16 protein-coding genes are annotated in these 13516 nt (G+C 72.8%); 9 read left to right on the plus strand and 7 right to left on the minus strand.

Going from position 1 to position 13516, the window contains the following annotated elements; genetic code table 11:
* Window positions 1-92: 92 nt before the first annotated feature.
* The 6 genes from LPC08_RS21790 to LPC08_RS21815 are packed head-to-tail and all read right to left on the minus strand — an operon-like array spanning window position 93 to window position 3424.
* A complete protein-coding gene (locus LPC08_RS21790) occupies window positions 93-1133 on the minus strand; it encodes an EscU/YscU/HrcU family type III secretion system export apparatus switch protein (RefSeq protein ID WP_230450328.1) in 1041 nt (346 codons plus the stop codon).
* Between the two features lie 3 nt (window positions 1134-1136).
* Window positions 1137-1913: a flagellar biosynthetic protein FliR gene (locus tag LPC08_RS21795; RefSeq protein ID WP_230450329.1), complete on the minus strand. Its 777-nt coding sequence runs from the start codon at window positions 1911-1913 to the stop codon at window positions 1137-1139.
* A gap of 8 nt (window positions 1914-1921) precedes the next feature.
* Window positions 1922-2197: a flagellar biosynthetic protein FliQ gene (locus LPC08_RS21800; RefSeq protein WP_230450330.1), complete on the minus strand. Its 276-nt coding sequence runs from the start codon at window positions 2195-2197 to the stop codon at window positions 1922-1924.
* 40 nt (window positions 2198-2237) lie between these two features.
* Window positions 2238-2534 (minus strand): flagellar hook-basal body complex protein FliE, encoded by a 297-nt coding sequence (gene fliE / locus LPC08_RS21805; RefSeq protein ID WP_230450331.1) that lies wholly within the window; start codon window positions 2532-2534, stop codon window positions 2238-2240.
* Window positions 2534-2941, minus strand: coding sequence for a flagellar basal body rod protein FlgC (gene flgC, locus LPC08_RS21810; RefSeq protein WP_230450332.1), 408 nt, complete (start codon window positions 2939-2941; stop codon window positions 2534-2536). Before flgC ends, fliE begins: the two co-directional genes overlap by 1 nt.
* Window positions 2942-2989: 48 nt before the next feature.
* Entirely contained in the window at window positions 2990-3424 is a 435-nt protein-coding gene (locus LPC08_RS21815) for a flagellar basal body rod protein FlgB (RefSeq protein WP_230450333.1), read from the minus strand.
* A 105-nt stretch (window positions 3425-3529) separates the two neighbouring features.
* Here LPC08_RS21815 and LPC08_RS21820 point away from each other — a divergent pair, with 105 nt between their 5' ends.
* The 9 genes from LPC08_RS21820 (at window position 3530) to LPC08_RS21860 (ending at window position 12629) form a co-directional block, all read left to right on the plus strand.
* Window positions 3530-3775 (plus strand): hypothetical protein, encoded by a 246-nt coding sequence (locus LPC08_RS21820; protein WP_230450334.1) that lies wholly within the window; start codon window positions 3530-3532, stop codon window positions 3773-3775.
* A gap of 63 nt (window positions 3776-3838) precedes the next feature.
* Window positions 3839-4087 carry a flagellar biosynthetic protein FliO gene (locus LPC08_RS21825; RefSeq protein ID WP_230450335.1) on the plus strand — a complete coding sequence of 83 codons (249 nt, stop codon included), beginning with the start codon at window positions 3839-3841 and terminating at the stop codon, window positions 4085-4087.
* Window positions 4075-4827: a flagellar type III secretion system pore protein FliP gene (fliP, locus tag LPC08_RS21830; protein WP_370643263.1), complete on the plus strand. Its 753-nt coding sequence runs from the start codon at window positions 4075-4077 to the stop codon at window positions 4825-4827. Before LPC08_RS21825 ends, fliP begins: the two co-directional genes overlap by 13 nt.
* Window positions 4828-5187: 360 nt before the next feature.
* Window positions 5188-7125 (plus strand): acetate--CoA ligase, encoded by a 1938-nt coding sequence (gene acs / locus LPC08_RS21835; RefSeq protein WP_230449800.1) that lies wholly within the window; start codon window positions 5188-5190, stop codon window positions 7123-7125.
* Between the two features lie 33 nt (window positions 7126-7158).
* Window positions 7159-7488 (plus strand): DUF485 domain-containing protein, encoded by a 330-nt coding sequence (locus LPC08_RS21840; protein ID WP_230450336.1) that lies wholly within the window; start codon window positions 7159-7161, stop codon window positions 7486-7488.
* The gene (locus LPC08_RS21845; RefSeq protein WP_230450337.1) at window positions 7485-9182 is read left to right on the plus strand and encodes a cation acetate symporter; all 1698 of its coding nucleotides are present in this window, start codon (window positions 7485-7487) and stop codon (window positions 9180-9182) included. Before LPC08_RS21840 ends, LPC08_RS21845 begins: the two co-directional genes overlap by 4 nt.
* 42 nt (window positions 9183-9224) lie before the next feature.
* Window positions 9225-11054: a DUF294 nucleotidyltransferase-like domain-containing protein gene (locus tag LPC08_RS21850; protein ID WP_230450338.1), complete on the plus strand. Its 1830-nt coding sequence runs from the start codon at window positions 9225-9227 to the stop codon at window positions 11052-11054.
* Between the two features lie 11 nt (window positions 11055-11065).
* Window positions 11066-11746, plus strand: coding sequence for a 3'-5' exonuclease (locus LPC08_RS21855; RefSeq protein WP_230450339.1), 681 nt, complete (start codon window positions 11066-11068; stop codon window positions 11744-11746).
* Window positions 11747-11900: 154 nt separating this feature from the next.
* On the plus strand, window positions 11901-12629 hold the full coding sequence (locus tag LPC08_RS21860; protein WP_230450340.1) for a sulfite exporter TauE/SafE family protein: 729 nt from the start codon (window positions 11901-11903) through the stop codon (window positions 12627-12629).
* Here the strand turns inward: LPC08_RS21860 and LPC08_RS21865 are convergent.
* Window positions 12613-13431: a DUF2189 domain-containing protein gene (locus LPC08_RS21865; protein ID WP_230450341.1), complete on the minus strand. Its 819-nt coding sequence runs from the start codon at window positions 13429-13431 to the stop codon at window positions 12613-12615. The genes LPC08_RS21860 and LPC08_RS21865 overlap by 17 nt on opposite strands.
* Window positions 13432-13516: the final 85 nt, after the last annotated feature.

Here is a 13516-nt window from a genome sequence, read left to right on the forward strand (position 1 = left end):
AGCGAGCCCTCCAGCATCCCGGATGGTGCTTCCCGAACTCCCGCCCGCCCGGTCCTCCGGGCGGGCTTTTTCTTGCCCGCCAGGGGCGGCGGCTACCCCGGCCGGCGGCGCCAGACGAAGGCGATGATCTCCGCCACCGCCGCGTAGTGCTCCGCCGGGATCTCCGTCTCCAGCTCCAGCCGGTACAGGGCGCGCGCCAGGGGCGGGTTCGCCACCAGCGGCACGCCGGCCCCCCGTGCCGCCTCCCGGATGCGGGCCGCCATCGCGTCCACCCCCTTCGCCACCACCCGGGGGGCGTTGCCGCCCTCCTGGTAGGCGAGGGCCACGGCGTAATGGGTGGGGTTGGTGACCACCACCGTCGCCTTCGGCACCGCGGCCATCATCCGGCGGCGCGAAGACTGCTGCCGCAGCTGGCGCTGGCGTGCCTTCACATGCGGATCGCCCTCGCTCTCCTTGCTCTCCTCCTTCAGCTCCTGCCGGCTCATCCGCAGCTGCCGCCAGTGGCGGAACCGGACCCAGCCGAGATCGGCCGCAGCCAGCAGCGCCATCGCCGTCAGCACCGCCCCCACCATCCGCGCCGCCTGGCCCGCCGCCGCCTCCAGCAGCGCGCCGGGCGGCAGGGACAGCACCGCGCGCAGCGTCGCGGGATCGTCCGTCGCCTGCCACAGCGCCGCCGCCACCGCGCCCAGCTTCACCACGGCGCGCAACAGCTCGGCCGCGCCCTGGGGGCCGAGGATCCGCTTCGCCCCCGCCAGCGGCGACAGGCGGGAGAGCTGCGGCGCCAGCCCCTTCCCGCTGACCATCCCACCCGTCTGCAGCAGCGTGGCCGCCACCGCCCCGGCCGTCACCGCCCCGGCCACCGGCAGCAGAGCCAGCAGCACCGGGCCGGCCAGGCCCCAGGCGTCGACGGGCGCCAGGGCGGAGGCGCGGGAGAGCAGCCCGCGCAGTACCGCCAGCAGGTCCCTCGCCGCCGCCGGCAGGGCGAGGGCGGCGGCCCCGCTGGCCAGCAGCAGCGTCGCGAGGCCCACCGCCTCCCGGGACAGCGGGACCTGCCCTTCCTCCCGCGCCTTCTCCAGCCGGCGCGGAGTGGGAGCTTCCGTGCGGTCCTCGGCCTCGCCGCCTTCGCCGGCCATGGCTCAGCCCAGCCCCGGCAGCCCGGTCCAGGCGGCGCGCAACGCCTCCAGGAACGCCGCCAGCAGCGGCGGCGCCATTAGGCCGAGCAGCGCCAGCCCGGCCAGGATCTGCCCCGGTGCGCCGATCACATGCATCTGCACCTGCGGCGCCACCCGCGACAGCAGCCCCATCGCCAGGTTCACCAGCAGGGCACCCAGCACGAAGGGCGCGGCGAGGCGCAGGGCGATCTCCAGCAGCGCCGAACCGGCGGCGACCATCGCCTCCGCCGCCGGGCCCGCCGGCCATGGCGCGCCCGCCGGCAGCACCGCGTAGCTCTCCGCCAGCGCCTGCAGCGGCAGGGCGTAGAGGCCGCTGCCCAGCACCAGCACCGTCGCGGCCAGGCTGCCCAGCCGGCCCAGCGCCGCGCTCTGCGCGCCCATCTGGGAATCCGGCGCCAGCACCGAGGCCAGGCCGATCAGGCTGGCCGCCGCCTGCAACCCCACGGAAAGCGCCAGCGCCACGATCCGTGCCAGCCCGCCGATCCAGATGCCCGTCAGCACCTCCAGCGCCAGCAGCCGCGCCATGGCCGGCACCGCATCCGGCGCTGCCGGCAGCTCCGCCGACAGGCCCGGCAGCAGGAGCGGCACCAGCGCCAGGCCCAGGGAGAGGCGCAGCGTCGCGGGGACCTCCGCCTCGCCCAGGCCGGGCAGCAGCATCACCGCCGCGCCCAGCCGCGCCAGCAGCAGGACGGCGTGGAAGGCGAGCTGCGGCAGGGCGGCGAGGAACTCCGCCTCGCTCATGGCCCCGCTCACGGGGCGCCGCCCAGCGCCACCATCCGGTCGAACAGCCCGCTGGCATAGGCCCGCAGCGCACCGGCCATGAAGGGCGACAGCAACAGCAGCGCGCCGCCGCAGACCGCGACCTTGGGCAGGAAGGCCAGCGAGGCCTCCTGCACCTGGGTCAGCGCCTGCAGCAGCGAGACGGCCAGCCCCACGACCAGCATCGCGCCGAGCAGCGGCCCGGCGAGCTGCACCGCCAGCCACATGGATTCGCGCAGGGCGCCGCCCAGCACGTCACTCTCCATCACCCCTCTCCCTGCTGGCGAGGCGCGCGGAAGGCCGCTGTCAGATCGGCATCCGCATCACGTCCTGATAGGCGGCGACCACGCGGTCGCGCACGGCGACGGCGGTCTGCAAGGCGAGCTCGGCGCGCGAGACGGCCAGCACCACATCCGTCACGCTGCCCTGGCCCGAAAGCGCCTGGGTGGAGGTGGCGTCCGCCCGGTGCCCCGCCTCCACCGCGCCCTCGACGGCGCGTTGCAGCACCGAGCCGAACTCCGCGCCGCCGCCGGCGGTGGCGGACTGCCCGGTGGCGCGATAGGCGGCCAGCGCCGCGCTGGCGTTCCCGACCGGCAGCGGCATCAGCGCAGCGCCTCGATGGTGCGGGCGAGCATGCCGCGCGTGGTTTCCAGCACGCTCAGGTTGGCGCCGTAGGAGCGCTGGGCCTCGCGCATGTCCATCATCTCCACGAAGCTGTCGACGTTGGGGGTGCGGACGTAGCCGCGCGCATCGGCCGCGGGGTGCGCGGGCTCGTAGCGTTCCGGGAAGGCGGCGGGATCGGTGCCGACGCGGCGCACGCGCACCTCCGGCGTGCCGCTGGCGCGATCGAGCCTTTCGCCGAAGCTGACGGTCTTGCGCCGGTACGGATCGGCGCCCGGCGTCTCCCCGGTGCTGTCGCGGTTGGCGAGGTTCTCCGCCACCACGCGCAGCCGCGTCGATTGCGCGGCCATGCCGGAGGCCGAGATGCGAAGGGCACGGTCAAGATCCATGGCGGTCTCCCCCGTCGGGCGTTGTGGCCTTTGGCCGGATGCCACGCATCAGCCGTTGCGGCCGAGCGCGGTGCGGAACATGGCGACGTAGCGGCGGTGCAGGCCGCTCGCGAGCTGGTGCGCGGTCTCGTTGTCGGCGATCTTCAGCGCCTGCTCGTCCAGCGCGACGGCGTTGCCGTCCGGCGCGACCTCCGCCACGCGGCGCTCGGCCCTGGCCCGCATCGCTCCCGTGCCGGAGGCGGGCAGCAGGTGCCGCGTATCCGTCACCGACAGCGACGGGCCCGCCCCCTGCGCGAGCAGCGTCGCGAAAGGCGTCACGTCGCGCGGGCGATAGCCCGGCGTGTCGGCATGGGCGACGTTCTGCGCCAGCACCTCCTGCCGCCGGTCGATCCAGCGCAGCCGCTGCTCGGCCAGCGCCATCGGATCGCCGGCACCCGCCCGCATCGCGTTCAACCGTGTCGCCGCCGTCCGTGTCGCGTCCATGCCCGCATCCTGCGCGCATCCGGTGAACGACGCGTTGACGGCGCCGCCAGCTGCGCCGCCGCAGCGGAAACCTCGCGGTAACCGGCCCTGCGGCAGCATGCGCCCATGCCCACCCCGCACCACGAAGCGGTCCGCCGCGCCATCCAGGGCCTGCAGGGCACGCTGACCGTCGCCGCCGCCCTGCTGGAGGCCGGGCGGATCGTCGACCTCCGCGGGCTGGAGCGGGAGGTGGCCGCGCTGTGCAGCGCCGTCGCCGTCCTGCCCGCCGCGGAAGGCCGCGCCCTTTGCATCGAGCTCTCGACGCTGCTCGGCCAGGTGCAGGGGCTGGAGGCCCGCATGGCCCCCGCCTGACCCACCCGTCCCGCTTCCCGGGCAAGACGCCCGGTCCCATCGCCGGCAGGAGGCCGCGACCGCATGGATACCCTTTCCCCCTGGCTGCTCGCCACGCTTGGCCTCGCCGGCGTGCTGGCCATCCTCTGGCTGCTGGCGCGCGGCGCGCGGTGGAGCGGCCTGGCGCCGCCCGCCGCCACGCGCCGCATGGCGGTGCAGGAGGTGGCGCCGCTGGATTCGCGCCGCCGCCTGCTCCTCGTGCGGGTGGACCAGCGCGAGGTGGTGCTGCTGACCGGCGGCGCGCATGATGCCGTGGTCGGGTGGCTGCCGTGAGGCGGGGCGGCTGGCTGGGCGCCGGGCTGCTGCTGGCGGCCGCGCTGCTGTTGCCGTCCGCGGCGCTGGCTCAGGCGCTGTCGCTCGATCTCGGCCAGGCGGGGCAACCCGGCGCCACCGCGCGGCTGGTGCAGCTGACGGCGTTGATCGGGCTGCTCTCGCTCGCTCCTTCGCTTCTGGTGATGGCCACGGCCTTCGCGCGCATCGTCATCGTGCTGTCGCTGCTGCGCAGCGCGATCGGCGCGCCCGGCGTGCCCCCCAACCCCGTGCTGATCGGCCTTGCCCTGTTCCTGACCTTCTTCGTGATGCAGCCTGTCTTCGAGGCGTCGTGGGACAACGGCCTGCAGCCGATGATCGAGGGGCGCGTCGCCGAGCTGGAAGGGTTGTCGCGCTCCGCCGAACCCTTCCGCGGCTTCATGGCGGCGAACGTGCGCGACAGCGACCTGGCGCTGTTCCTCGACCTGGCCAAACTGCCGGCCGGGGAGCCGGAGGCCGCGCCCTGGCGCGCCCTGGTGCCCGCCTTCCTGGTCAGCGAGCTGAAGCGGGCCTTCGAGATCGGCTTCCTGCTCTTCCTGCCTTTCCTGGTGATCGACCTGGTGGTGGCCTCGCTGCTGATGTCGCTGGGCATGATGATGTTGCCGCCCAGCGTGGTGTCCCTGCCCTTCAAGCTGATCTTCTTCGTCATCGTGGATGGCTGGCGCCTCGTCTCGGGCAGCTTGGTGCAGGGCTTCGCGAGCTGAGGCGCGTGCCGGGATGTCCGGCACCGACGCCGTGGCGCCGGCCGCATCAGGCCGGTGCGCTGCCCCCTCACCCCATCCGGCGGGAGCGCATGGTGGCGTAGCGGACCACGCTTCCCGGGTCCTCGCCCCGAGCATGGATCATCCCCGTCCGACCCTGCCGGGTCCTTCCCGCCCGGTCGCTGCCCATGCGGGGCCGTGCACGCCCCGCAGGATGCACCAACCCGGACTATCCCGGTCCTGATCTTTACTGTCTTCACCGTCCAAATGCCGGCCAGTAACATCATTCCGCACTGTTTACGTCGCGAACCTCCTCCAGCCATGACAATCTTCACACTGAAGCAAGACTTCAGGGGGGAGAGGATGGCTGACGATCTGCTGATTGCCGTCAAGCCCGAGATTGCTGGGACGACACGCGTGAACGAGCAGGTCCGCGAGGCGATGGTGCGCCGTGCGGGGGAGGACCCGGAGGGGTTCTGGCGGGAGGAGATGGGCCGCGTTGCCTGGATGCGCGAGCCGACCCGGATCAAGAACACCAGCTTCACCGGCGACGTGTCGATCAAGTGGTTCGAGGACGGGGAGCTGAACGCCTCCGTCTCCTGCCTCGACCGGCACCTGGAGAGCCGCGGCGAGCAGGTCGCGCTGATCTGGGAGGGCGACGACCCGAAGAGCGATGCCAGGGTCACCTACCGCCAGCTGCACGAGAAGGTCTGCCGCCTGGCCAATGCCATGCGGGGCCTGGGCGTCGGCAAGGGCGACCGGGTGACGATCTACCTGCCCATGATCGTCGAGGCGGCGGTGGCGATGCTCGCCTGCGCCCGGATCGGGGCGATCCATTCCGTCGTCTTCGGCGGCTTCTCGGCCGAGAGCCTGGCGAGCCGCATCCAGGATTGCGAGAGCGTGCTGCTGCTGACCGCCGACGAGGGACGGCGCGGCGGCCGCAAGGTGCCGCTGAAGGCCAATGCGGACGAGGCGCTGAAGACCTGCCCGACCATCCGCCACGTGATCGTCGCCGCCAACACCGGCGGCGAGGTCGCGATGCAGGAGGGGCGCGACCATTCCTGGGAGGCGCTCTGCGCGGCGGCCGAGCCGGTCTGCGAGCCGGAGCGGATGAACGCGGAGGACCCGCTGTTCATCCTCTACACCTCCGGCTCCACCGGCAAGCCGAAGGGCGTGCTGCACACCACCGGCGGCTACATGGTCTGGGCCAGCTTCACGCACGAGACGGTCTTCGACTACCGCCCCGGCGAGGTCTACTGGTGCACCGCCGACGTGGGCTGGGTGACGGGGCACACCTACATCGTCTACGGCCCGCTCGCCAACGGCGCGACCAGCCTGGTCTTCGAGGGGGTGCCGTCCTGGCCGGACAACGGCCGCTTCTGGCAGGTGATCGACAAGCACCAGGTGAACATCTTCTACACCGCGCCGACCGCCATCCGCGCCCTGATGCGCGACGGCGAGGCGCCGGTGAAGAAGGCCTCGCGCAAGTCGCTGCGCATCCTGGGCAGCGTGGGCGAGCCGATCAACCCGGAAGCCTGGCTGTGGTACTACCGCGTCGTGGGCGACGAGCGCTGCCCCGTCGTCGACACCTGGTGGCAGACGGAGACGGGCGGCATCCTGATCTCGCCGCTGCCCGGGGCGGTGGCGCAGAAGCCCGGCTCCGCCACCCTGCCGCTGCCCGGCGTGCAGCCGGCGCTGGTGGACGGCGAGGGCAAGCGGCTGGAGGGCGCGACCGAGGGCAACCTCGTCATCACCGACAGCTGGCCCGGGCAGATGCGCACGGTCTTCCGCGACCACGAGCGCTTCGTGCAGACCTACTTCTCCACCTTCCCCGGCACCTACTTCACCGGCGACGGCGCGCGGCGCGACGCGGACGGCTACTACTGGATCACCGGCCGGGTGGACGACGTGATCAACGTCTCCGGCCACCGCATGGGCACGGCCGAGATCGAGAGCGCGCTGGTCGCCCACGCCAAGGTGGCGGAGGCCGCGGTGGTCGGCATGCCGCACGACATCAAGGGCCAGGGCATCTACGCCTATGTCACGCTGATCGCCCAGGAGGAGCCCACCGAGGCGCTGCGCAAGGAGCTCGTCGCCTGGGTGCGCAAGGAGATCGGGCCCTTCGCCGCGCCCGACGCCATCCACTGGGCGCCGGGCCTGCCCAAGACCCGCTCGGGCAAGATCATGCGCCGCATCCTGCGCAAGATCGCCGCCAACGAGGTCGACGGCCTGGGCGATACCTCCACCCTCGCCGACCCCACCGTCGTCCAGGACCTCATCGAAACACGGGTCACAACGTGACCCGGCCGGCCTTTGCGTAAGGGGGAAAGAACCATGGACGTCCAAACGGACAGGTCGGCCGACCAGGAGGCGCAGAGGGTGATGCAGAGCCCCAGCTTCCAGGCCCTGGTGCGCGAGCGCTCGGGCTTCTCCTGGCTGCTCTCGGCCATCATGCTCGCGATCTACCTGGGCTTCATCCTGCTGGTGGCCTTCGACAAGAGCCTGCTGGCGATGAAGGTCGGCGGCGGCGTCACCTCGCTCGGCATCCTGCTCGGGCTGGTGGTGATCGCCTCCGCCTTCGTGCTGACGGGGATCTACGTCCAGCGCGCCAACACGCGCTTCGACGAGCTGACCCGCAACCTGACGCGGGAGCTGGCGCGATGAGGCATGTCCGTCCCCTCGCCTTCGCCGCCCTGGCGCTGCTGCTCGGCGGCGCCGTGGCCAGCGCCTGGGCTGCCGATGCCGTCTCCGGCCCGGTGGAGAAGCAGGGCCTGAACGTGGCGGCGATCGTCATGTTCCTGATCTTCGTGCTCATGACGCTCGGCATCACCTACCGCGCCGCGGCGCAGACCCGCTCGGCCGCCGATTTCTACGCCGCCGGCGGCGGCATCACCGGCTTCCAGAACGGGCTGGCCATCGCCGGCGACTACATGTCCGCCGCCTCCTTCCTCGGCATCTCCGGCCTGGTCTTCGCCAGCGGCTTCGACGGGCTGCTCTACTCGATCGGCTTCCTCGTCGGCTGGCCGATCGTGCTGTTCCTGATCGCGGAGCGGCTGCGCAACCTGGGCAAGTTCACCTTCTCCGACGTCGCCTCCTTCCGGCTGGACCAGACGGCGATCCGCATCCTCTCCGCGGTGGGGACGCTGGTGGTGGTGGCCTTCTACCTGATCGCGCAGATGGTCGGCGCGGGGAAGCTGATCCAGCTCCTCTTCGGGCTGGACTACCTCTACGCCGTGGTGATCGTGGGCGCGCTGATGATCGTCTACGTCGCCTTCGGCGGCATGAAGGCGACGACCTGGGTGCAGATCATCAAGGCCTGCCTGCTGCTGGCCGGCGCCAGCTTCATGGCGGTCATGGTGCTGCTGCGCTACGGCTTCAACCCGGAGTCGATGTTCGCCGACGCGGTACGCGTGCATCCGCGCGGCGATGCCATCATGGGGCCGGGCGCCATGGTCAGCGACCCGGTCTCGGCCATCTCGCTCGGCCTCGCGCTGATGTTCGGCACGGCCGGCCTGCCGCACATCCTGATGCGCTTCTTCACCGTCTCCGACGCCAAGGCGGCGCGCAAGTCCGTCTTCTACGCGACCGGGCTGATCGCCTACTTCTACATCCTCACCTTCGTCATCGGCTTCGGCGCCATCACCTTCCTGATGGAGAACCCGCACTACTACGGGGCGATCGCGGGGGGCGCGTACAACAAGGTCGGCGGCCTGCTGGGCGGCACCAACATGGCGGCCATCCACCTGGCCGACGCGGTGGGCGGCTCGCTCTTCCTGGGCTTCATCTCCGCCGTCGCCTTCGCCACCATCCTGGCGGTGGTGGCCGGCCTCACCCTCGCCGGCGCCTCGGCGGTCAGCCACGACCTCTATGCCGAGGTCATCGCCCGCGGCCGCGCCTCCGAGACCAAGGAGGTGAAGATCTCCAAGATCAGCGCCGTGGTGATCGGCATCGTCGCCATCTACCTGGGCTATGTCTTCGAGAACCAGAACGTCGCCTTCATGGTCGGCCTCGCCTTCGCCGTGGCGGCGAGCTGCAACTTCCCCGTGCTGCTGATGTCCGTCTTCTGGAAGGGCACCACCACGCTGGGGGCGCTCGCCGGCGGGCTGCTGGGGCTGGTCTCGGCGGTGGTGATGGTGGTGCTGAGCAAGGCCGTCTGGGTCACGACCTTCGGCTTCCCGCACGAGCTGTTCCCCTACGACAACCCCGCGATCTTCTCCATGCCGATCGCCTTCGGGGGGATCTGGCTCTTCTCGAAGATGGACGCCAGCCAGCGGGCGCGGCGCGAGATCGCGAGCTTCGACGCGCAGTACGTGCGCTCGGAGACGGGGATCGGCGCCGCCTCCGCCCACGTCCACTGAAGGGAGGCGGCCGGGTCCCCGCGGCCCGGCCGCCGCCGCCCCATGTCCGAAGGCTTCCATTCCGGCAACCCGCCTTTCGACCGCCTGACCCATGCCGAGGTCGAGCGGCTGCGCGATGCCCTCGACATCGCCTACTTCCGCCCCGGCGAGCGCATCGTCACGCGGGGCCAGACCTCCGACCACCTGCATGTCGTCCTGAAGGGCCGCGTCGAGGTCCGCGATGCCGCGGGCGAGCTGCAGGCGATGCTCGGCCCGCACGACAGCTTCGATGCGCGCGCCCTGGTGCATGGCGCGGCCGGGGAGGATTTCGTGGCGGGCGAGGAGACGCTCTGCCACCTTCTCCCTGGTGCTCTGGTCCGCGCCCTGATCAGCGCCAATGCCGGCTTCGCGGCCTTCTTCTACGCGGAGATCTCGCGCAAGCTCGACGCTCTCGCCATGCAGGGCGGCGTGCACGGCGTCGACTCGGTCCTGCATGCCCGGGTCGACGAGGCCCGCCGCGGCCGCGCCGTCTTCATCGGCGCGGAGGCCAGCATCGAAGCCGCCGGCACGCTCATGGGCGAGGCGGATACGAACGCCCTCTTCGTCCGCGACGGGGAGCGCGTCGGGGTCGTGACGGGGATGAACCTGGCCAAGGCGCTCATCCTGCGCCGCCTGCCGCTCGGCACGCCGATCCGGGAGATCGCCCACTTCGACCTGCTGGCCGTGGAGGCGGAGGATTTCGTCTCGGACGCGCTCCTGCTGATGTACAAGCACGGCAAGCGGCGTCTTGCGGTGCGCAGATCGGGGGAGTTCACGGGCTTCCTCGAGGATATCGACCTGCTCGGCCTCTTCGCCGGCAACGCCCAGCTCCTGCCCAGCCGGATCGACAGCGCCCGCGGCCTGGACGACCTGGCCGGAGTGGCGGCCGACATCCAGGCGCAGGTGGAGCGGCTGCACCGGCAGGGGCTGCGGGTGGAGGCGATCGCCGAGGTCACCTCCGACCTCAATCGCCGCCTGCTTGCGCGCGTGCACGACATGGTGGCGCCCGCCGGCATCCGTACCATGGGCTGCCTCTTCCTGATGGGCTCGGAGGCGCGCGGGGAGCAGACCCTTCGCACGGACCAGGACAACGGCCTGCTGCTGGCGGGGCCCGTGCCGGAGGCGGAGCTGGCGGCCTATCGTGCGGACTTCACCGGCGCGCTCGACCGGCTGGGCTTCCCGCCATGCCCGGGCGAGGTGATGGTGCGCAACCCGATCTGGTCGCGCCCGCTGCACGAGTTCCTGCGCCAGATCGAGGGCTGGGTCCGGGGCGGCGAGCCGGAGGCGGCGATGCATCTCGCCATCTTCGCGGATGCCGAGGCCGTGGCGGGCCCGGCCGCGCTGCTGCAGGAGGCCCGCGGCCACCTGGCTGGGCTGATGCGCGGCGAGCCGGTGCTGCTCGCCCGGTTCGCGCATCTGATCGAGACCTTCGCCGCGCCGGGGGCGGGGCTGCTCGGCTCCCTCATGGCCTCGGTGGGCATCGGCGGGCCGGACAGCATCGACATCAAGCGCGCCGGACTCTTCCCCATCGTCCATGGCTTGCGCGTGATGGCGTTGGAGCGCGGCATCCCCGCCAGCTCGACCGCCGGACGGCTGAAGGCGGTGGTGGAATCCGGCGGCCTGAGCGGGGAGTTCGGGCGCGAGCTGCTGGCGGCGCTGCGGGTGCTGATGGAGTTCCGCCTGCGCGCGCAATTGGAAGCCCGGCGGCGCAACGATCCCAAGGAGGGCGGGGGGTCGGTGGTCCGGCTGGATCGGCTCTCTGCCGTGGACCGCGACATCCTCCGCGACGCCCTGCGCCTCGCCCGCGAGCTTCGTGGCCTGGTGCAGGACCGCTACCAGCTTCAGGCCTTCTGACGGGGGCGGCGATGGGGCCCATCCTCCCGGCGCTGCGGCGCGCGTTCTACCGCGTATCTCTGGGCGACCACAGCTACCGCTTCCTCTTCGGCCCCGAGCCGAAGGGAGAGGCCGTCTCCCTGGACTGCGAGACCACGGGGCTGGACAGGCAGCGGGACGACATCGTCAGCATCGCGGCCGTGCGCCTGGTCGGGAACCGCATCCTGCTCAGCGAACGCTTCCAGGCGACGATCCAGCCCGAGGCCGCGCTGTCCCCCGCCTCCATCCGCATCCATGGCTTGCGCGCCCGCGATCTCGAGGGCGGCGAGCCCATCCGCCAGGTTCTGCCGCGGCTGCTGCGCTTCATCGGCAGCCGGCCCCTGGTCGGGTACTACCTGGATTTCGACGTGGCCATGCTCGATCGCCACGTCCTGCCGATGATCCAGGCGAAGCTCCCCAACCGACGCATCGAGATCTCGGCCCTGTACTACCGGTTCAAGTACGGCCATGCCCCTCCCGGCACCGTCGTCGACCTTCGCTTCCCGGCGCTGCTCGAGGAGCTCGGCATCCCGCTGCGGCGGCAGCACGATGCACTGGGCGACGCGGTCGCGGCGGCCGAGGCCTATCTTCAGCTTGTGGATATGGCGCAGCGCCGCGTCCGTCCTCACCGGAAGCGCGCCGCGATCGACTCGGCGCCGCCGACGGGGGCCTGATCCTGCATCGCCCCGGCCGCCGGACCATGGCTGGCGGCGACCGAGGCGGACGAACCCGCCCGAAGGGCGCAGGAGCCGGGCGGGGGGTGGATGCATGCCTTGGGCCCGCTTTGCGCAGGGGTGCGGGGCGCGGCGCCGTGGCACCTTCCGCGCCATGCTCGCCGATTGCCTGCATGGCCTGGATGCGCTGGGGGTCGGGGGGCTCGCGACCCTGGCCGCAGCGCTGTTCCTGGCCGGGCTGGCGGGCGGGCTGACCCATTGCGCCGGCATGTGCGGCCCCTTCGTGATGGCCCAGGTGGCGGCGCGGCCGGACCGCCTGGCAGGCGGGCGGCTGCAGCGCCTCGCCGGGGCGGCCCTGCTGTCCTACCACGCCGGGCGGGTGGCGGGGTACACGCTGCTGGGCGGGGTGGTCGGCGGGCTGGCCGGGCTGGTCAGCCTCGCCTCCGGGCTGCGCTGGGTGCTGGTGGCGATGCTGCTGGCCGCCGCCCTGGCCATGGCCGCCCAGGCCTCCACGCGCCTCGCCGCGCTGCTGCCGCACCCGCCGGCGCTGCGCCTGCCGTCCGGGCTGCTGGCCCGGCTGCAACCCTTCGGGGCGCCGGCGGGCGGCTGGCGCAGCTTCGCGCTGGGCCTCTGCCTCTCCGCCCTGCCCTGCGGCCTGCTCTACGGCGCCCTGGCCGGGGCGGCGGCGGCCGGCAGCGTGCTGGGCGGGGCGCTCGCCATGCTGGCCTTCGTGCTGGGGACCCTGCCGGCGCTGGTGGGCGTGGGGCTGCTGGGCGGCTTCCTGGCGCGCCGGGCGGGGCCGCGGCTGCGCGCCCTGGGCGGGCTGCTCTTCGCCGCCAACGCGGTGGTGCTGGCGGCGATGGCGCTCAGGCTGGCCGGCTGAGCGCGGGCGCCTTCGCCGGGGCACCCTCCGGCGCGGCGTCCCACAGGATCAGGTCGCGATAGGCGTGCCAGCTCGCATGCGCGACCAGCGGCACCACCAGCGCCAGGCCCAGGAAGAAGGGCACCAGCGCCATGGCGGTGAAGACGACGATCAGCCCCGCCCAGAACAGCATCGGGCCGGGATTGGCGCGCACCGCCTGCACGCTGGCGGTCATGGCGGTGACGGCACCGGCGTCGCGATCCACCAGCAGCGGGATGGAGACGGCGGAGAGGGCGAAGGCGATGGCCGCCAGCACCGCCCCCGCGCCGGTGCCCAGGATCAGGAAGGGGAGCAGCCGGGGCGAGCGCAGCAGGGCCATGGGCAGGTGCTCGATCGGCGGCGCGAAGCCCAGGCCGAATATCGCCATGAAGAGCAGCGCCGCGACCTGCACCCAGACGATGTGGAGCAGGAGCAGCGCCAGCCCGACCAGCGCGATCTGCGAGCCGTTGCGGGCGAAGCCGTCCAGCCAGTCCCCCGGCCGCAGCGGCAGCCCGGCGGCGCGGCGGCGGCTGACCTCGTAGAGCCCGGCGGCGCAGAGCGGCCCGATCAGCAGGAAGCCCGCGATGGCCGGCGGCACCGCCCAGGCCATGCCCAGGGAGAGCAGCCCCGACACCAGCACCCAGCCCGCCGCCACCACGGCGGCGCCGTTGAGGAAGCCGGCCAGGGGCGCCGCCCGCAGGTCGTCCCAGCCCGCGGCCAGCCAGGCCCAGGGCCGGTCCGGCGGCACCCGGCGCACCGCGAAGCCGAAGGGCGTCGGCAGCACGCCCAGCTCGCCGGACCACGCCGGAACCCCCTCCCGGTCGGGGAGATCCCCGGGGACCTCCCCCGCCGACCCCCTGGGTATGGTC

Origin of the sequence: Roseomonas sp. OT10, assembly GCF_020991085.1 — a bacterium.
Lineage (GTDB): Bacteria > Pseudomonadota > Alphaproteobacteria > Acetobacterales > Acetobacteraceae > Roseomonas > Roseomonas cutis.